The sequence below is a fragment of the Ruegeria sp. H8 genome, assembly GCF_056532905.1.
In genome coordinates, this window is sequence record NZ_JBQFNY010000009.1 from 1 (window position 1) to 19,432 (window position 19,432).

Below are 19,432 nucleotides of genomic sequence, written 5' to 3' on the forward strand. Positions count from 1 at the left end.
AAGTTAAGCACTGCCGCGCCAATGGTACTTGGGCTTAAGCCCCGGGAGAGTAGGTCACCGCCAAACCTAGTAAAAGCCCACATCTCTCTAACACGATGACACAATAACTGACACTGGCGCGGGGTGGAGCAGTCCGGTAGCTCGTCAGGCTCATAACCTGAAGGTCAGAGGTTCAAATCCTCTCCCCGCAACCAACTTCCAGCAGCCCGTTCGATATACAAACAGTCAACTGGACTGTTTGCTTAACGATCAAACCTCGTCAGGCTCATAACCTGAAGGTCAGAGGTTCAAATCCTACTCCCGCAACCATCACGGTCGAACACAGTGTCGAACAAGCCGCCCCTGGGCGGCTTTGTTCGGTCTGGGCCAGAGCAATCATCGCTGAAAGTGCCCCTTCCAGTTCGATCTGAATGCCGTCGTTGGTGTGCTCGACCGTGACACGTTCGATCAAGCCCCGGATAATCTCCAAGGCCCCGGTGCGGATCGACGGATCCGATAGAGCCTGCGCCAGATCAGTGACCTTGGAGCGATAGAGTTCAGACAGATTTGGGTGCAGTCGCACCGGCGAGGGCGCGGGCTCAGACAGCTTTGCATCCAGATCGGCGATCTGCGCTTCGAGCTCTTCGAGCGTGGCTTGAAGCCCGGGCGTACGAATGCCCTCTGCGATTGCATCATTAAACCCATTCAGTTTGCGTGCAGCTTGGTCCCGCTCGGATTGTAGACGGGTCCGCGCTGCCTCCGCTGTGCTGGCTTCTGAGTTTGCGGCTTCGCTGAAGGACTTGATAAAAGCGGCCACTGCGTCGGGCTGCATCAGACGCTGACGAAGCAAATCCAGAACAGCGTCTTCCAGAACACTGCGGCGGATGGATTGCTTGTGCGCGCAAGTGTCGAGTTTGCGAGCGGCAGAGCAGGCAAGGTAGTCGCGTCCGACTGTTGCGAGTGGTCCTCCGCAGGTGCCGCAGAATGCAAGACCTGTCAGAAGGTGCTTCTTGCGACGCTTCTCCCAAAACTTGGTTTCTTTGATGGCTTTGATACGGGGTTCGGCCTCGATCTCACCTTGCCGCTTTTTGACCGCCTCCCACAGCTCATCTCCGACGATCCGCAACTCGGGGACCTCCGTGATGATCCATTTGGAGGATCGTTGAGACGGGAAACGCGTTTGCCGGTCTCGGGGTCCTTGATATAGCGCAGCCGGTTCCAGACCAGGCGACCAATGTAAAGCTCATTGTTGAGCAGACCCGTTCCACGCATTCGGTGCCCCCGGATGGCGGTGTCACGCCACAACTTGCCGCGGGGACCCGGGACACCCTCCGTGTTAAGGCGGCGCGCAATGGCTTTCGGGGAGTGCCCTTCGGTGAAGTCATGTAATACCCGCCGGATAATCTCAGCTTCCGCTGCGTTGATCATTCGTTCTCCCGTGACGGGTTGGCCGTCGAGCCCAAGACGCCGGACGACGTCATAGCCGTAGCTATTGCCGCCGCCGGAACGCCCAAGCTCGACCCGCCCGCGCAGACCACGCCGGGTTTTGTCGGCGAGATCTTTGAGGAACAGTTGGTTCATGGTGCACTTGATACCTACATGCAATTCGCTGATCTCGCCTTCGGCCAGTGTCACGATGCCAACACCTGCAAAGTTCAGCCGTTTGAAGATCGCGGCGATATCGGCCTGGTCCCGGCTCAAACGGTCCAGCGCTTCCGCCAAAATCAGATCAACCCGTCCTTCCTGAGTTGCATGGAACAAGGCTTGCAGACCGGGGCGCAACATGGAGGCGCCGGAAACAGCACGGTCAGAATAGGCGTCAACAACAGTCCAACCTTCCCGCTCTGCACGTTCCCGGCACACACGCATCTGGTCGTCGATTGATGCGTCTCTCTGCATTTGGCTGGAGAAGCGGGCATAGATTGCAACTCGGGTCATCGCCTGACCTTTCTCTTCTGGTTGATCAAAGCCGCGTAGTCGCCGCCCGCTTCAATTGTCTGGGCGTGGATGTAGTGGCGCTCGGCGGTTCCGAAGCTTGTATGAGCAAGAATTGGTCGGATCAGCTTGGCATGTTCAGGTGATGAACGAGCCAAGGTTGTTGCGGCAGCATCCCGAAAGAAATGCGGTGGAATACGGCGACCAGTCAGCTTCAGAGTTTGCTCCGCGATCCGCGGGCTCAATGTATCTATCTTCAACGGTGCCCCTGTTCTGCCAACCCACAGAACATCGTGCTGCTGTTGACCAGGCTCCATAAAAAAGGGACGGGCTACGTTGACATAACGACGCAAGAGCGGCTCAACGCTCTGAGGAACATCAGCCTCCCAAGGCTGCCCTGATTTGGTCAGATCCCCCGGGAGCGCGACGGTCATGGTGTCTGTTGTTACATGCAAGGATATGCCAATCCGAAGGCCCGCAAAGGCGCGTCGCCGCATTGGCATCAAAGCCAGCATGGCAATCATAGTGCCATCCCGCAGGCACATCATACGGCGCAGCGGTGTTGGCTCCGCTTCTGCATGACCCGTCGCCACAGACATTCCCGACTTGAATAGAACCTCGCTGGACAACACACGCCCAAGTTTGCGATCCCTATCACCCCGACCTGCGGCGCGCTTCAATCCCGCTTTCAATCTCCGCTGAGCGGACCAGTCCTGTGTCGGGTCAGCCGCTGAGAGGATACGCAACGCGCCGTCAATTTACATCAACCGGGTCATCGGCCGGGTGTGTGAGAGGTCCCTAAGCCAAGCGGAAAGGCGCGGCAGGGTCCCGCGCCGAGCCGGAGGCGGTGTGATCGCCTCCGCATCGCTGTTAATCAGCCATTGCAGCCATCGGGCATAGCGCAGTTCTAACGTCTTCAACGAGGTCGCGCGTAGATGTGACAGCGCGCCGCAATCGTCGAGTGGGCCAACTTCTATCTGAAGGTTGAGCCACATCTCCCGGTCTTGCACGGGCCAATCAGACAGAGGCAGAACAAGGCTCATCAGCGACGCCCTTTCTTAGCTTCTATCAGGTCAGCAAAGGCTCGTGTTGCCGAACGTGCCTCAAGACCGGAATACATGTTGATCGTGTGGCTGACCTCCGAATGTCCGAGCAACCGGCGCGCGACCTCATAGCCGCCGGGATTGGCGTCGAGCCAGTTCATCACCGCAAAATGCCGAAACAGGTGGGCATTCATCTCCAAACCCGTTTCTTTCCGGATCCGTTTGGAGATGCGCGCAGACAGAACGCCGGGATCAACCGAATGCTGACCATCCCTGCGGGGAAACAGCCAAGGCGTTCCCGCGGGGCAGAGTTCCGGACAGCGAGATTTGAGATGCACGTCGATCATGCGCAATACATCACGCGGGATCTCGAACTCGACAGGTCGCTCATTTTTGGTCTCGCCGTCTTCCAGAACCAGGTAGGCTCGGCCATCACCAGGACGGTGCAGGTGGCGTTCCAGGTGGATGCCAGCCAGGTTCTTCACGCGAACCGAGCAGACCAGCAAGATGGCGAGTGCATCTTCGCGCTCCAGAGCCCAGCCATACGGTTTGGACGTGCCGCGTGGTCGCGCGAAAATCCGTTCAGGCAGGAGCAGCAGGCGCTGTTGATGCCGATCCTCTTGCAACAATCGAAGTCTGCTTCGGTTCTTTTGGGTCATGCCATTCTGAGGTTTGACCGCTAGGCGCGTGGCAAGACCGGCCAGTGCATCGCGAGCGTCATCGGGTGCATTAAGTATCCGGGCCAGGTTGCGGAGCAGCGCGGCGATCTCGCTGATCATCTTTGGGGTCTGGTAGTTGGTGCGCGATAACATCTGGCGCAAACCCTGTTCAGCCATCACCGGATTAATCAGGACGTCCAATCCGCCAATCTCCGCGACCGGGATACCAGAGTGAACCAGTTCAGAGGCAAACCGAACCAATTGTCTTTTGTATCGGGACAGGGTCGCGGATCGGAGTGCTCTGATCTGGCCGTCATCTGCCAAGGGGTCCGGATTGGACAGACGATGCATCAGCTTTGCAATAGCACTTTGGAATGGCGCTGGAAACTCGGTCACCGGAAAAGTAATGACCTTCCGACGCGATTCCAGAGGCAGGATGGCCTTGGGCCATTGTGAAATACGTCGAGCCGCCAGGTTCCAGCCGTTGACAGCGGCACGATGTGCAACATCAGGAGATTTGCTGATCTCGTTATGCTCAAGGGCTACTCGATAGGCTTGAGCATGCTCTTCACACACAGTGGCAGGTTTGACGCCCTGCCGGTTTAGAAAGTGCACGAAGCGGCAGAGCGCGGGTTGCAATGACTTGTCGCCGGACGCCAGTACAGTCGCCCAGAGCGCTTGCCAATCGGGGGACAGATCATCGATCCGGTTGAAGCGCCGTTCCACCAGCCCGAAATGCGCGAGGGCGGCACGCGCATCACTCACCGCGTTTTGCCAACTCTTCGGTGTAAGACCGAGTGCTGCCGGTGTGACTTTGGAAAGACGGGGCTGCAACCAGCGACTGTCGCAGGGCACATCCTCTGGCGGCAGCCCAAGGGCTTTGGCCACGCGGCGCAGACCGGAGATCATGTCGCGGCGGCGTCCGTCCGACAGAGAGCTATCGGAGCGCAGCTGTTCGATGAGCTCGGCGAACATCGGTGTGCCGGCTTTGACGAAGGCCAATGTCATTGGAACGGGGCTCTGGCTAGTCATCGGGTTTACGTTCCTTTGGACATGTCAAGTCTCGGGCGGACGGGTGTGGACAGGGGGTCCGATTCGGGAAAAGCGTAGCACAGAAAGTCAGAAACTTACGGGCGGGCCCTCTTTCCGAAAATACCATAAGTTATTGACATTAATGGTCGCGATTACCTACCAGCACTGTGCATGCCGGTAGGCGGCATGTGCTGCTGGACCAATGCGGATGAGGCGTCCGCCGGGGCCGACTCGAATAACCTCAAGCAGGCCTGACGCAATCGCACGGCGCACCGTCTTCTCGGAACAATTGTCCAGTTCAGCGACGTCTTTCACCGTCAGAAGCTGGCGGGGTCGGTTCTTCTTGGAAGTGATCTGTGGCATCCTGATGCGCCTCCTTTTGGTCAGAGGCGTTCCGACCCAGTTCCCGTACTGCCTGGGCAGCCAGCAATCGGACCACCTGGTCAATCGCTGTCTCAACCTGCTTGTGCGCGTGGTCGTCAGAAGGGGATATGGCAGGAACGCGTGTCATGCCATGACCATGACAACGCGGGCTTGCTCATTCTAAGTGTATTGATTGCCCAATTCCGGCGGCGCCCAACGCTCTTGCTCTTCGCGTTCAAGCTTGTCGCGAAAACCGTCAATGTCCACGCGGATCGTCTCACCGCTCAGGATTTGCCCCGGCTCGGTGATCATCTTCACGACAGCCTGGATAAAGTTGACGAGCTGACCTTGCCGCTGTCCTCCCGGGCGACCGTCTGAGTATGTCGTATAGGTCAATGGGCGACCGGCATCTTTCCAGATATAGCAGCTGCTCTCGACGATGTACTGACGGCGTTTGTCGCGTGAGAACCGTTTGTCTCGGGGCGACATCTCTGCAACCGCGCCTGGCGTCGCATAGATGCGTCGAATGTCATCTACGATGTCTTGGCTAAGTGTCGTAGCGGTCTCAAGCTTGTTGAGGACTTGGGGAAGAAGGTCTGCGTCTTCTGGCGTCGACGCGAAATAAGTCGAAAGCGAGCCCAATGTGCTCCGGAGTTCTTGGGGACTAATGGAACTCTGTTTGGCTTTCCGAAAAAGTTGCTTGAGGTGCTATTGACCTCGTTCAATTGCTTGCGAACGACGGACCTCGGTCAGGTTGATTGCGATGTCTTCATCGTTGTTGAGGCAATTCCCAAGAAGCACAGAGAGTTCGCCTACGAGATTAGTTGGCAGGTCAAACCGTTCAGCCAAGCTCTTGATCATGTCCTCAGAAAGAGCGACGCGTTCGCCGTAACTGCCGAGCTTCCATGACATCGAGCATTTGATCCCATCCATGTGCGGGTAGACCGAATAGTCACCTTCAATATCTACGACGTCATGATTGCCCTTCGGACCGCTCTCCGTGTTAGCGCTCATGTTTTTCTCCGTTCGGCTCACTCTATAGTCTGGTCGCACGTCCAAAAGCTGATGTGCATCAAGGCAGTATTGTTCGCTGAGAAAGCGCGCTGTTTGAGACGAGGCTACCCCTTCAAAGGTTACACAAAAATAAAAGAACAGGAAGAGAACAATTTGGTTAGGTTCTGTGTCGAGCCGCTGACCCGAACCGCCTGCGCTATTGGTGGGCTGCGGTGCTTCGGGTCAGCTAAGGTTAGTACAACTTACGGCCGCGTGAAACACAAAGATCCCCCAAAAAAAGCAGATCAATACACTTAGTCAGCAAGAGCGCAAAATCGGATGTTCCGGGTCGGGATGGATTTCCCCGTCTCCGTTGCGCCCGGTTTATTCTTGCTGCTTTCCCTCGCAAACGATCAAAAAAAAGTGGTGACCACGGTACGTTCACGACCGGCCTCCAATTGTGAACTATGGTTCGGGGACTACCCCATCCCGCACCGACGCGGCTCCTTCTGGCCCGGTGCAGAAACGCGACTACGGAACCCACCGGTCGACGGACGTCTTCAGGCACTAGTCGGACCGGGGACCGCCGAGACCGTGCGCGGTCAGAGCGGGGCAGGTGAGAAGCCTGCGGGGAAGCGGCTGGCCTCCGACAAAAGGCATCGCGCGGATTCGAACCTGAAAGCGAAGTGCCTTCTCCCACATGACGGGGGGAAGGAGCGGGCGCCGGATATTGCCTGGCAAAATGTCGGAATAAGTCCGATAAAATAAGACAGAAGCACAAGAGTCGCTCACGTCCTATCCAACAAATAGTCCAACACCGTCGGCAAAGTGCTGATGCAACTTGCGTTCCTACTGAATGATTGAGTGTCGTTTTTTTCAACCGATCGGCGTCGAGGCAAATGGCTCAGAACTCACGGGAGTGGATCGGTCGTCCGCCAAGCCTGCTTTCTCCGCCGTTGGTCGAATGCTAGGTTTAGTAGAAAGACCAATAACGGTGGTTTTGGCCGCCAACTACTCGGTAACAACAAAACCCTTGAAAAGTTGTGAAGTTCGATTGGCCACCAAGCAGACCTTCGCTGTTTGTGCTGCACCGGGTCTCAGCGGCGGCGTCAATGCTCAGGAAGCGGACTTTAAATCAAAGATGCAGTGATTTGGAGCCGTGGACAGCGTTATCCGGACAAGCCTACCTTACAGAATAGTGAGGTTATCCTTGAAAAAGCGCGTTTCCGCTGGGATGGTTTCTCCGACAGAATTTCCTGAGGAACTGAAAATGGATTTTCCTAAACTTGCGGCGGTTTCGTCGATTGTTCTCACAATAGCCAACTCGCAAGCACTTTCCCAGGATGGGGGGCCGATACTGTTTACAAACGTCAACGTGTTTGATGGTGTGAATGAGGAAATGATTACAAATGCCAATGTCGTTGTAACCGACAATTTGATCACAGAAGTGTCCTCAGAACCCCTCGCCGTCGCCAATGGTATCGTCATCAACGGCGGCGGGCGCACGTTGATGCCGGGCCTGATCGACGTACACTGGCACACGCTTTACTGCTGCAATCCGCAGAGCGTGGTGGTGACAGGCGATATTCTTGAGGTCGCGGTGCGGGGTGCCATCGGGTCCGAAGGCACATTAATGCGTGGCTTTACAACGGTGCGCGACGTTGGTGGCAATTCATTTGCCATAAAACGGATGATTGACGCAGGCGAGATCAATGGCCCCCGCATCCTGCCATCAGGCCCGCCCGTGACACAAACCGGCGGCCACTTCGACTACCGCCCATACCAAGCTGTGCCAACGAACAGCGCAGATTCGCAATGGTACTGGTACAGCGTTGGTTTGATGGCGCAGGCTGATGGTGTTCCGGAAGTGCTCAAACGGGCGCGTGAGATCATGCGTATGGGCGCAAGCCAGCTTAAGATTTCCACCGGTGGCGGGGTGTCATCCACTTATGATCCTCTGGATGTACGCCAATACACCAAGGCCGAAATCGAGGCTTTCGTAGAGGTGGCCAACACCTACAACACCTATGTTGCATCTCATGTCTTCACGGACGAGGCCGTGGAAATTGCCGTTGCCGCTGGCGTTAAGTCCATCGAGCATGGTTTCCTGATGAGCCGCGAAACGATGGAACTGATGCGTGACAATGAAGTTTGGTTGTCAGTGCAGCCCTTGCTGGACGACGAGGATGGCTTTTCTTTCGACGACCCTGTCAGCCAGCAGAAATGGATTGACGTCACCAACGGGACAGATTTCACCTATAAAACGGCGAAAGAAGTTGGTGTGAAAGTTGCTTTCGGAACCGACATCCTGTTCGATCCCAAACTGGCCGAACGTCAAGGCGCGTTCCTTGCCAAATTGCGGCGTTGGTACACGCCATACGAGGTGTTGAAAATGGCGACCTCGACCAATGCCGAACTGCTCAATCTCTCAGGCCCGCGCCACCCCTATCAACAAGGTGTTTTGGGTGTAATCGCAAAGGGAGCTTATGCCGACTTGATTCTTGTGGACGGCAATCCGCTACAAGATATCGACCTGATCGCAGACCCCCATGAGAATTTCGATCTGATCATGAAAGACGGTAAAGTCTATAAAAACACGTTGGACTGAATTCGAGATAAAGTCTTTTTCTCAAAGCTAGTATTGTAACGACTGCTTCGGGCTCAAAGGACCTGTTCTGTCTCACCTCAGAGAATGACTGCAGTGAGCCCAATCTTACCGAGTTGTTGCATCTTAGCGAATGTCGGCTACGAAGTGCCCCCCGCCACAACAATGGCGGAGGGCTTTGCCGTTTAAAGCGCTTTGCGGAAGATCACCTTGTCGTCGCCATCGGCCCAAAAGTCGCGGATACGTGCTTCTTCTTCATAGCCATTCTGAGCGTAGAACTTGCGCGTCAATGCAAAGTCGTCCGTGCCGGACGTGTCTACAATCAAGATGCGTTGCCCCTTGTACTTTAGGTGCTGCTCGGCTGCATGTACCAGTGCCGCCCCCAGCCGTTTGCCTTGCAAATCAGGGCGCACCGCGAGGGCGAGCATGTTCCACGTCCCATCGGCGAGTTCCTCGGGCACTGTGTAGCACAGGCCCACAGCTTCTCCGTCGCAATGGCAGGTCAGCCAAAAGGCTTCTGTTTCGCCTGCCAATGATGGGGCCAGCATGTCTGGGAGCATTTCGCTCGGGAAAAGCTCGGTCCCATCCAGCACTGCCTGAAGTCCTGCAATGTCGTCGGTTGAAGTCGCTCTAATGATTGGGTTTGTCATTTTTTGTTTATCCTGATCGGTTGTCGTATTGAGGGTTCACGGAGCGAATGCCGAGCCATGTGGCGCGGTAGGGTCGTCCGTTTTCAGATTTGATGAACCGCCGTTTCTTCAGGCGGTCAAAGAGCTTCAGCGAGCAATCAGCCAATACGTGGCCGTCGCGGGTGAAGCATGAAACTTCGCGCACTTTGCCGTTCGCCGTACGCTCAAAATGGATGGCTCCACCTTGCGCAAGAACGTGCAAAACACGCTGTTCGTGTTTTGAGATATTCAAAGGATTGTCTCTTGTGTTTATGTCAGCCGAAAAGGCTTCCGGCATCTCGCGCGGAAGTCTTCTGGTTCAAGTTGGTCCAATCAGGTGGACCTTAGCGGCAGGCCGCAATCGTAGACATAAATTCTCCATCGCCCTGCTTTCGTGCAGCACGTGAAAATGAGCTAGTACGACAAGTATCATTTTGCAAGCGGACATTCGGAAAACCAAAGTGAAAGGCAGCAATGTCCGCATAGCGGTCGCTCGCGATATTCAGGCGAACGTCAGAATCGAACCCATAGCAGACAATTGGAAGGGCGGCACCACGAGGTAGTTGCCGCCCTCCCTTGGTTGTTTTCGCGTTGTTCGGGATGCGCACTCACATGGCACGACATCTCGTTCTCGATAGCGAACTGATCGGGCACTAAATTGACAGTCTATCACTCCATAAGTTCGATCCCGCCCGGTCTCCACGATCCGTCAAACCAAGGCTCGAGAGGGCCATACAAACGCAATACGGTCGACCACGATTTGCCCGGCATCGTCTGTATCCAGTTGCCTTCTTTGCCTTCTGGCGCTTCAGGCGCGAACCAGACAGTGTAACTTCCGTCTTCATTCGCTTCCAATGTCGGTTGGTTGCTGTCGACCCCTGCGAGTTTCTGATCAGTTTCGAGCAGTGAACGGGTCTGGGTGTCGTAGACGACGAAAGACCAGTAGTCCTGCGCGGGCGGATTTGCCGGAATGGTGACGGAATAGGTGTTGCTCCCGTCGAAGTAGTTCCCGTCACTGTCCCGGTTTGCCAGCGCATATTGCGACCCGACACCAACCTTTTGTGCAACCATGGCAGGTGTAATGCCAGTCGCGTAGTAGTGGAACAGGGTCCGCGCATCGAGGATCTTCACGTCCCCCGCCTGGAACTCATGATTGCCGCCCACGAAAGCTGTCTTCCAATACCCTTCGTCATAGTAGAAGGGCGCACGCGAACGAGGAGCAAAGTTCAACGACTTAGCCGCCGCCGTGCCTAATGCGACTGCTTCTGTGAGCAGCAGCCTCAGCTCGTCATCGGGTTCAAATGGTTCACCTTTCCGGATACCCAGCGAGAACATTGCTCCCATCAATTCGTCGGGAAGTGCTCCTTCCGCTTCGCTGTCAACAACGGCCTTCATCTCTTCAAAGAAGGAAAAGTCATTGGCGTGTATCGTGTTGAACTGAAGATCAGTCAGGTTCACAAATTCCTGATCGGGCGGCGCGTCGCGGTCTTCCCACCGGTAAACACGAAGAGTTTCCTTCACACGATCCACGGCGGCTCCAACGCCGTCTTCCCCATAAAACGCACGCAACAGAAACCAGTTCCGATAGCTTGGCGGCTCGACAATATAGTAACCGTCGTCCGGCAACTCGCCTTCATAGTCGGGCGGAACGATCAAGAACTTCCCACCCTCGCCAGCGTCCGGCCCAGCGTTCCCGATGTCAGTGACATAACGCATATAGGCATCGTTCACAAACCCCAGCATGCCCGGCGGCACGTCGTAGACCACTGGCCCTTCGGACAGGTCCGTACAGTTGAGAATATAGATTGTCGTGGTGTTCGGCGTGAGAAGAAGCGAACGGGCGTTGTATAGGTCTTCAAAGATCCCGATCTTCATCGGATCAACGCCAGCGCCCTCTTCGAGCCCGTGACACATTGCATATGTTGAGGCTGCAGGCATTCCATCCATGAATACCTGCATACCACGCATGAAGTTTAGTGCGTTATACGACAGCTTAGCTGTATCCGGCGTCGGCAAGCCGTCAAAATACTCCAACGTTCCAAATCGTGTCTCCACCTGATCCGGTATGATTATGCTATCCGGCACTTCGGCCTTGTACTCTTGGGCTGAAGAATGCGATGCGAGTATCAGGGCAGTCAGCACAGCTATCGACTTTGTTTTCATTGTTCGCTCCATTGGGAATTTCTGTTTGTTTTGATCAGTTTACTTTTTCTAGATCGCCCAGCATCCAGCCACTCTCCAGCCATCCGTCTTGCGGCCCATATAGACGGAACAAAAGGAAGTACGGTTCTGTGGTTGGTATCCAGTTGCTTTCCATGCCTTCCGGTGCCTCTGGTCCAAAAAAGATGTCGTAAGAACCGTCTTCATTGGCTTGCATAGAGTCTGTGTCGCGCTCGGACAGACCCACTGGATCAACGTTCCGGATGAAGCTCTTGGTCTCCATCGAATAAACAATCACGGACCAGAAATCGTCGGCAGGTGTGTCCGCTGGGACGTTCAGTCTGTAAGTCTGATTGTGGTCGTACATTTCACCGTCGCTGTCGCGAAGGCCCGTCAGATAAAATGTACCGCCACCGAGTTGTTTCGGCAGGTACGTGATCCAGAAGTAGCTGCCGCCCGCACGCGCATCCACAAGTACCTCTGTCTCAGTCTCATACGGGAATCCTGCCTCGGGTTGACCTTCGGCAAAGTCCCATATCAGCCACTGGCTCTTCATCTCGCCACTATCGTCGACCCAGAGCGGGATCATGGCTTTGCCGGGCGTTACAAAGTAGTTCTGCATTGAGGCATACGCCAACAACAAACCCTCATTCATAGCTTGCATCTGAATTTCCGATGGCTCGAAAGGTTTTCCCTTTTCGATCCCGAGATCCTTCAGGAAATTTATCATGACCTTGTCTTGTGGTCTGACAGGGTTGTTTTGAACGTAATCGTTCAAGTCCTGAAAGAATGTCTCGTTGTAGTATGGAAGCGAGTCGTACGGCACTTCTGACGCTTCGAGATAGTTGTTGGGTGGCGGATTGTCGGCCTCAGACAGGTAGTACACTTTGATCGTCTGAGCGTAGTCGGCCGCATCGGCGTCCGTTCCGCCATTCGTCAGTTTTGGCCGGAACGAAAAACCATATTCGTAGGTATCTGTTTCAAAGGGAAGGTATCCCGCCTCAGTTAATTCCTCCAGGGACATATCCCGTTCGTAGCCTGGGGGTAGCATGAGGTACTTGCCGCCGGCGCCTTCATCGAAACCATCGGGACCAACGTCCACAATCGGAACATCCCAGGCATTTACGATTGTACCGAAGTAGTTCACCTTGTCGGTGGCAGCGGGCACTTCAATGACAAGGGGACCGGGTTCCGAGGTCATTGAAGCCCAAGCATAGGCCGTAACATCGTTGGCCGTAAGAAACCCATGTTTGGAGTCGAACGGCTTGTTGAGATAAATGATGTCATTGTAGTCGCCACCGAGGTCGCGACGAATGCCCTTGAGGAAATCGATCATACCGGCGGCAGGCATTCCCCAGATGGCCGTCTGGGTGGCACGCTGCACCATAATCTTGTACTCGATGTCCTCGACCTCGGCTGATCGTGCAAGGATTTCGCCCGTGTCGTTGAAGGACTGTGAGAAAACTGGTGAAGCAGAAATACCTGCGCCGAGCACCATTCCCAAAAAATGCATCGAAAAACCGCCGTGTAGTGGCCGAAGAGTTTTCATATTGCAATGCTCCCTGCTGTTTAGGGAAAGCTTGCACATCCGTTCAGCCGATGCGTATCATTTCACGACACGCGGGCGAACAAGCGGGTTGACGGATTGAACCTACCACCGATGATTTCGGCCAAGGCCTTGGGCGCGATGCCCCAGTTTGTGCTTGAGGCCGCTGGGGAGAGACGCCTGTTGCGTGCTTTTGACTCTGCCGATCTTCCTGTTCACTTCATTGAGGAAAGAGGCGGTTACATCTCGGAGCATGCCTTGGCGACCTTTGTGCACGAAGCCGCACGATCTTCGGGACAACAAAACATCGGATTGTTGTGGTCACCTTATCTCACTGTCGCTGACTACGGCGCCTGGGGGAGTTACGTTCTTTCTGCTCCAACGCTGGGGGCAGCGCTATTACGAGCTTCTGCCGTCATGCCATTTCATTCGTCCACGGATCGCGCGTGGCTTGAAACTTCGGGCACAAGCGCGCGCTACTGTTATCGTTTTGGACTTCGCTCGCATTTCGCGTATTCGGACATCGGTTTCTCGGCCGTTGGGGTTTTTCTGAGCATATTCCGCGCGTATTTAGGAAACGACTGGAAGCCATCGGCCGTGCTCTTGGACTTCCCGAAAGTTCCTGGGTTTGTCGAGGCAGAAGACACTTACGCTTGTCCTGTAATCTGGAACGCCACCCGCCTTGGGGTTGAGTTTGAAGCTTCGGCTTTGAGCTCCGAAGCTACGCCCAAAAAACTCACCGGCGGCTCGACAACTGTCGGAGATATTTCTCGCGAACGATTGGGCGGCCCACCTCAAACACTTAGAGGACAAGTCGAGGAAGTGGTTTGGCAACAACTTCATCGGGAGGAAATGTCGATTGATGCCACCGCGCGTTCGCTCGATCTTGGCGTTCGCACACTACAACGGAAGTTAGCAAGCGAAGGGGTTCGTTTTCGCGAAATCGTCAACGATGTCAGGGTAGCAAGGGCTGAGGAACTCCTCACAGATACGCGCGAGACAGTCTCCAGTATCTCCTCCATGCTAGGATATGAAACCGCAAACAATTTCAGCCGCGCATTTAGGAAGTTGACGGGATTGGCGCCCTCTGACTATCGCAAGATGAACTCCGACCATAGTTGATTTGTGGGTCGCGAAACCAGTCTTCGAATGCCTGCTTTGTCCGCAAAGCGGTCTCAGTAACAGACCGCAGCGAACGGCTAATCAGTGCGCAAATAAGACGGGTAGCTTCCCTAAACTGACCGTTTTTCGAAACTTTTTCAGGGCTAACGTAAACCCTGCATTGGAACAACGAAATCGTTACTGAAGAGTTACTTTCAGAAGATAATGAAAGTAAATGCCCTACGTTGATTGCCCTGGGATGGGATCAACGCAGGGCTGTAGGAAAGTGCTAGGTAATCAAAACGATGCCCGCACTCACTACGGGAAATATCTCGATATATTGATGCTTGATTTTTTTATGTATCCAATTTGCGTACTTGATAGTGCCAACTGTTTTCCAAATCGGAGCGAGCAAAACGACCACCCCTCGAGGTGGTACGTTTTGGTGGCAAGTTTCCCGAGCACTTTCTTAAGTCTTTTAGTTGCTTATTTTGATTGGTCCGGTTGTGGAGCTATTCCAAAACGGTCGCACAAAAAAACCGCAAAGATAAAAGAACTTTCGAAAGTACGTTAGGCGAGCTTTTTTAGTTCTGTTTTCAGCGCTGCACTAAGGCTTCCCTAAAACGCATCATGGACCTTATTAATAACCCACGGCCGTAGAGGGATGGAATACGACCGTGGGTAGCAGTTAGGGGTATGATGCCTACGAAAAGATCACGAGTTTGGATCAGAATAACTAGAAGAGCTTTATTGTTTGGATGAAAAGCTATCGAGGTCTTCAGGCGATAGGCATTCACTAACCAGCATCTATGCCACAAAAAGAGGGTGGGATCAGACAAAGATCCATAGCGCGTTTTGCAGGAATTTTGACGGAAAACACTTGTAAACGTTGAAATGGATTCACATCGCGATATTTGGATTTGTTGCACCGCGAGAAGCTTCGCGATGCATAATCTTTTAGGGAGGAATACATGAAATACGCTGCCATATTTGCCGCCGTGGCAATATCCGCTTATGCAACTGTTGCCGCTGCCAAAGATCCGATACCGGCAAGTAGTGATAACTTCGAGATCTACGGTGAGGTTGAAGGCTGGACTGTATATGCTGACAACGACTCTGGTACATGCCTTATTGAAAAGGTCTTCGAGAGCGGAAACGTAATGCAAATGGGTCTCACCAAAAACCAAAAACACGGTTATTTGGGAGTATTCACGCAAGCTGACATCGACATCAAAAATCGCCAGAAAATCGAGATAGCAATTGACGACTTCGTTTATGAAGGTCGTGCAAAAGGTATTAAAAGCAAGAAGCTAGCGGACGACTACTCAGGTGGTTATATTGTTGTAAAGGACGCAAATATGGCGACTGCCGTAGCTGAAGGACAGACCTTGATTGCGTTTCCAAAGAAATCCGCAAATTTTGTTGTGGATCTGACCGGTACAAAGAAGGCAATGGAAGAAGGCCGAAAGTGCAATCTTGCACTTGCTAGCTGACATCGCCTCTTACTCGAACGCGAGTTAGTTGAGTTATCGTGATTTCGAACCGTGACGTGACCCCGCTGCTTGCGGGGTCCTTCTTTTGTTTGTGTTTGCCTATTGGCCTTAGGCTTCAAGCTTTCGTCTAACCTACTTAAACTGGCGAGCGCGATTTCTGCAGAGCACGGAACTCCGGCTGATCCGGGTGAGTGATCAGATCTAGAGTTAGACCCAGACAAAGTATCTGTTGGTCGCAATCAAACATTCAAGCATAAACATAAGTCTGGATTTAGTGTGTCTGTGTGTGCTCTCTTCGACCGTTAAAGAAGTAGGGGACAGATAGATGAGACGAGCACTGAGAACGTTGACGATTTGGTCATTCCTTTGGTTCACGGCACTATTGAGTGCTTTTTCAGCCTGCGCGCAAGAAACTGAGGCGGACCAAGAGGCGGTAGAAGTCGAGAATGACGATCTAATAAATGCAGTCGTTGACGAGATGATTGCGGCTGACGATCTCGAGATCCTACTTGTTCCCCTAACTGCGGAAGAGCTTTCCCAAGTCGCTGGTACTTGGCAGAGTTATGTACGCTCTCGGCTCGAAGAAGTCGCGCAAGTAAACTTGCAACTTCGGTCGGCGAGCGGAACTCGGGAAGACAACTTGCGGTCTCAGTTGTCCTCCATGAACGACTCTGGATCAGAAACTCTCAACAATTATCGTCTGGTGCTCGAAGCATGGGCCCTGAAAGGCGCGAAGGCGGAAGATCTAGAACCGCATTCTGACTAAATTCTCGCGTTGAAAACCGGAGCCCTAAAAACAACCGATCTTCAAACACTTTTTCAAAACGCTTGGGCGTGGATGTTTTCATGGGATGGGGGCGTCGGTCTGCTGATGGCCGGTCTGGGTGTTTTATTGGCAGTTTGGGCAATGATGTTCATTGCCCGAATGGTGCGCCGGGTCACAGAACGGGGTCTGAATAAAATTCCAACTATCTCCAGAATGCTGAAACGCTTCATTGCCACCGCCGTATACTGGGCCGTTTTCGTCCTTGGCATACTCGTCGTTTTAGCTTTGTTCGGAGTTAACGTTACACCGCTTTTTGCTGTGCTCGGCGGTTTGTCGTTCATCCTAGGTTTTGCATTGCAGGAAACGTTAGGCAACCTTGCAAGTGGTCTGATGATCATGGTCCTCAAGCCATTCGACACTGGCGACTATATCCAAGTAGGCGGCTCATCTGGGTTTGTGGATGAGATGTCGGTGGTTTCAACCAAGATCAGAACATTCGACAATCAGATTATCATAGTACCGAACAGCAAGATTTGGGGGGACGTAATAACTAATGTGAGCGCATCTGAAGAACGTCGGGTCGATCTGGTCTTTGGTATCGCCTATTCGGACAACGCTGCCCAAGCCATTGAAGTCCTCCAGGACTTGGTTGCGCGTCACCAACTTTGTCTGAAAACACCAGAACCAGAAATCTTCGTGGGTGAGCTGGGAGACAACTCGGTCAACATCTTCTTCCGTCCATGGTCCAAATCCGACGACTATTGGACTGTCTTTTGGGACCTTACTGGCCAAGCCAAAGAACGGTTTGATGAAGAAGGAATATCTATACCGTTCCCGCAACGCGATGTGCACATAATTCCCGTAGAAGGAGCAAAATCATGAGGGCTCTAACGTTATGGTTCCTGCCGCTTCTATTTGCCTGTACTGTTGCGCTTGCTCAGTCTGAAGAAATCCTCGCACCGGCTGAAGGGAGAGAGGATCCCGAATTTATTGCGCCAGTGATTGTGGATGGCGAAGAGTTGTTTTTGGTTCGCGGATCAAGTGCGTTGCCCGCTACCGAACGAGCGAGAAAGATCGAAGAACGGATTGCTCAGGTCGCCGATGCTTCGACGAGGACTTCGGTTCAGGTTCAGGTTTCGGACGCTGAATTTGGGAAAATGATACGCGTCGACGGGCAGATGGTTACGATAACCACCCAAGCTGATGCTGAGCACGAACAAATGGCCATTGAAGTCCTGGCTGGGCTTCAGTCTGAAGCGATTGAGACAGCAATTCTTCAATACCGAGATGCCCGGTCCAATGAGGGCAGAGTAGATAGTGCGATGGCTGCATTTGCTTGGTCGGCAGTCTTTGCACTCGCTTCGTATGCGTTTTTTGCGAAGCGGCGAAAGCTATTGGACTATATCAAAAATAACTTAGAAAAGAGAGCTGAAGGCGTTGAGGAAGCCACGAAGTCGATCTTGAGAAGTAGGGCAATCGCGTCGCTTATCGTCTATTCAATCCACATTTTGATGTGGGTCTTTTTTCTATTCGTTTTTTACTACTACCTTTCCTTGGTGCTGCTCTCATTTGCTGAAACGCAAGGCATAGCCCAGATCCTCTTGAAGTACGTGAGCGAGCCGCTCGTGACTGTCGTTTTGGCAATTGTTGGGTATATTCCCAACTTGATCATGCTCGCAATCATCGCAGCTGTGACACGGTTGGCAATTCGCGGGCTCGACCTGTTCTTTGAAAACCTTGAGAATGGCGCTTTCGAACTCAAAGACTTTGAAGAGCATTGGATCGCTCCCACCAATATGTTGTTCAGAGCGTTAGTCATCGTGGTCGCGCTTGTATTTGCCTACCCCTATATTCCCGGCTCCGACTCCCGAGCCTTTCAGGGTTTGACAATTCTGGCGGGTATCATGGTTTCGCTTGGCTCAAACACTGTTGTTTCAAATATGATGGCCGGCCTGTTTGTCATCTACAGACGCAGTACCAACGTCGGTGATCGCATTCAGGTTGGCGACAAGATCGGAGACGTAACAGAGATCAAGTTAATGGAAACACTGATTAAATCTATAATGAACGAGATGATTAGCATTCCAAATGCGCAGCTGCTCAACTCCGAGGTCGTAAACTATTCGCGCAAAGTGGATGGCCGAGGGCTATTGGTCCACACAACAGTCGGGATTGGATACGAGGAGCCGCCAAAGAAAATCAAAGCGATGCTGATAGAGGCAGCCCATCGAACTCAAGGGCTGAGAAAGAGCCCCGAACCTTTTGTCCTTTGGACGCAGCTAGCAGACTATGCAATAAATTATGAGATCAACGCATACACTTCGCGCGGATCGAGCCTACCTAAGATTTTGTCCGATTTGCGCGAAAACATTGTCGATGTGTTTAATGAAAACGGAACACAGATAATGACACCGTCTTACATTGCAGACCCGCCGGAGCCCAAGGTTTCGACAGAAGAATGGGACGGAAAGCTTGCTCATCATGTTGAATAAACCGCATTCAGCAATTCTCTATCAGTTTCGGCCTTTGAGCTTCGTGTCGTAAGAAAAGCGCCATAAATTTATCCTGTCCGCTTTGTCCGCTCACCTACCATTTGCCGCCTGGTTCTGAACGTCTGGAATGTGCCGCTTGCGGTCTACTACATAGGCGAAAGGCAGAAGTGGGAACAACGGCAGCTTCGGGCGCGAGCTACCTTTGCCCCCATTCCCTTGTCGCCGCAGTTAGAAAGCCAAGTCGCTGGAGAATATACGCCATGCGGGACACAGCCGCCCTGGCTTCATCTGGCTCAATGACCTCATAACCGCTCTGTCGAAAGGTGGCTTTCGGATGTTCTCCTCCAGTTTTTCTAAGATCAAGCTTTGACACACACTTGGCATTATTTGAACTTTCTCAAAACAACGATAGTTCAGCAAAGGCCAAATCCTGCTCCCGCAACCAATAATTCCAGGCAGACCGTTCGATCTACAAACAGTCCACTGGACTGTTGGCTAAACGATCAAACCTCGTCAGGCTCACAACCTGAATGTCAGAGGTTCAAATCCTGCTCCCGTAACCAGCGCCACACTTCCAAAAACAAGCCCTCAAACCAA

At 53.2% G+C, this 19,432-nt stretch carries 17 protein-coding genes, 1 tRNA gene and 1 pseudogene; 8 read left to right on the forward strand and 11 right to left on the reverse strand.

Annotation, left to right across the window (positions count from 1 at the left end; translation table 11 throughout):
* Positions 1-117 precede the first annotated feature (117 nt).
* Positions 118-194, forward strand: a tRNA-Met gene (locus ACR0A2_RS17700).
* 71 nt (positions 195-265) lie between these two features.
* On the opposite strand, the gene ACR0A2_RS17705 is transcribed toward ACR0A2_RS17700, so the two are convergent.
* The 7 genes and pseudogenes from ACR0A2_RS17705 to ACR0A2_RS17735 form a co-directional block, all read right to left on the reverse strand.
* Positions 266-1,105, reverse strand: a complete 840-nt coding sequence (locus ACR0A2_RS17705) for a recombinase zinc ribbon domain-containing protein (RefSeq protein ID WP_480836464.1) — start codon at positions 1,103-1,105, stop codon at positions 266-268.
* 122 nt (positions 1,106-1,227) lie between these two features.
* Positions 1,228-1,917 (reverse strand): annotated as a pseudogene (locus tag ACR0A2_RS17710) (recombinase family protein); the annotation flags it as partial.
* Entirely contained in the window at positions 1,914-2,513 is a 600-nt protein-coding gene (locus tag ACR0A2_RS17715) for a tyrosine-type recombinase/integrase (protein ID WP_480836638.1), read from the reverse strand. The pseudogene ACR0A2_RS17710 and the gene ACR0A2_RS17715, both read right to left, overlap by 4 nt.
* 443 nt (positions 2,514-2,956) lie before the next feature.
* Positions 2,957-4,648, reverse strand: a complete 1,692-nt coding sequence (locus tag ACR0A2_RS17720) for a tyrosine-type recombinase/integrase (RefSeq protein WP_480836466.1) — start codon at positions 4,646-4,648, stop codon at positions 2,957-2,959.
* A gap of 156 nt (positions 4,649-4,804) precedes the next feature.
* On the reverse strand, positions 4,805-5,011 hold the full coding sequence (locus ACR0A2_RS17725) for a helix-turn-helix domain-containing protein (protein ID WP_480836468.1): 207 nt from the start codon (positions 5,009-5,011) through the stop codon (positions 4,805-4,807).
* A 180-nt stretch (positions 5,012-5,191) separates the two neighbouring features.
* Positions 5,192-5,653, reverse strand: a complete 462-nt coding sequence (locus ACR0A2_RS17730; protein WP_480836470.1) for a hypothetical protein — start codon at positions 5,651-5,653, stop codon at positions 5,192-5,194.
* A gap of 66 nt (positions 5,654-5,719) precedes the next feature.
* The gene (locus ACR0A2_RS17735) at positions 5,720-6,025 is read right to left on the reverse strand and encodes a hypothetical protein (RefSeq protein WP_480836472.1); all 306 of its coding nucleotides are present in this window, start codon (positions 6,023-6,025) and stop codon (positions 5,720-5,722) included.
* Between the two features lie 835 nt (positions 6,026-6,860).
* Here ACR0A2_RS17735 and ACR0A2_RS17740 point away from each other — a divergent pair.
* Together ACR0A2_RS17740 and ACR0A2_RS17745 are read left to right on the forward strand one after the other, a co-directional pair.
* Complete coding sequence (locus ACR0A2_RS17740) at positions 6,861-7,154, forward strand: hypothetical protein (protein WP_480620988.1); 294 nt, start codon at positions 6,861-6,863, stop codon at positions 7,152-7,154.
* A gap of 60 nt (positions 7,155-7,214) precedes the next feature.
* Positions 7,215-8,612: a metal-dependent hydrolase family protein gene (locus ACR0A2_RS17745; protein WP_480836474.1), complete on the forward strand. Its 1,398-nt coding sequence runs from the start codon at positions 7,215-7,217 to the stop codon at positions 8,610-8,612.
* A gap of 182 nt (positions 8,613-8,794) precedes the next feature.
* Here the strand turns inward: ACR0A2_RS17745 and ACR0A2_RS17750 are convergent, their stop codons facing one another.
* The 4 genes from ACR0A2_RS17750 to ACR0A2_RS17765 all read right to left on the reverse strand — a co-directional run bounded on the left by ACR0A2_RS17750 (position 8,795) and on the right by ACR0A2_RS17765 (position 12,986).
* Positions 8,795-9,259: a GNAT family N-acetyltransferase gene (locus ACR0A2_RS17750; protein WP_480836476.1), complete on the reverse strand. Its 465-nt coding sequence runs from the start codon at positions 9,257-9,259 to the stop codon at positions 8,795-8,797.
* Between the two features lie 7 nt (positions 9,260-9,266).
* Positions 9,267-9,575, reverse strand: a complete 309-nt coding sequence (locus tag ACR0A2_RS17755) for a YjhX family toxin (protein ID WP_480836478.1) — start codon at positions 9,573-9,575, stop codon at positions 9,267-9,269.
* Positions 9,576-9,946: 371 nt separating this feature from the next.
* Complete coding sequence (locus tag ACR0A2_RS17760) at positions 9,947-11,440, reverse strand: DUF1254 domain-containing protein (protein WP_480836480.1); 1,494 nt, start codon at positions 11,438-11,440, stop codon at positions 9,947-9,949.
* Positions 11,441-11,474: 34 nt separating this feature from the next.
* Complete coding sequence (locus ACR0A2_RS17765; RefSeq protein WP_480836482.1) at positions 11,475-12,986, reverse strand: DUF1214 domain-containing protein; 1,512 nt, start codon at positions 12,984-12,986, stop codon at positions 11,475-11,477.
* Positions 12,987-13,097: 111 nt separating this feature from the next.
* Between ACR0A2_RS17765 and ACR0A2_RS17770 the strand changes: the two genes are divergently transcribed.
* From ACR0A2_RS17770 to ACR0A2_RS17790, 5 genes are all read left to right on the forward strand, one after another.
* Positions 13,098-14,105 carry a helix-turn-helix domain-containing protein gene (locus ACR0A2_RS17770; RefSeq protein ID WP_480836484.1) on the forward strand — a complete coding sequence of 336 codons (1,008 nt, stop codon included), beginning with the start codon at positions 13,098-13,100 and terminating at the stop codon, positions 14,103-14,105.
* A gap of 950 nt (positions 14,106-15,055) precedes the next feature.
* Positions 15,056-15,577 (forward strand): hypothetical protein, encoded by a 522-nt coding sequence (locus ACR0A2_RS17775; protein ID WP_174831941.1) that lies wholly within the window; start codon positions 15,056-15,058, stop codon positions 15,575-15,577.
* A gap of 325 nt (positions 15,578-15,902) precedes the next feature.
* The gene (locus ACR0A2_RS17780) at positions 15,903-16,343 is read left to right on the forward strand and encodes a hypothetical protein (protein ID WP_480836486.1); all 441 of its coding nucleotides are present in this window, start codon (positions 15,903-15,905) and stop codon (positions 16,341-16,343) included.
* Between the two features lie 9 nt (positions 16,344-16,352).
* Positions 16,353-17,225, forward strand: a complete 873-nt coding sequence (locus ACR0A2_RS17785; RefSeq protein WP_480836488.1) for a mechanosensitive ion channel family protein — start codon at positions 16,353-16,355, stop codon at positions 17,223-17,225.
* A complete protein-coding gene (locus ACR0A2_RS17790) occupies positions 17,222-18,835 on the forward strand; it encodes a mechanosensitive ion channel family protein (protein ID WP_480836490.1) in 1,614 nt (537 codons plus the stop codon). Before ACR0A2_RS17785 ends, ACR0A2_RS17790 begins: the two co-directional genes overlap by 4 nt.
* Positions 18,836-19,432 lie beyond the last annotated feature (597 nt).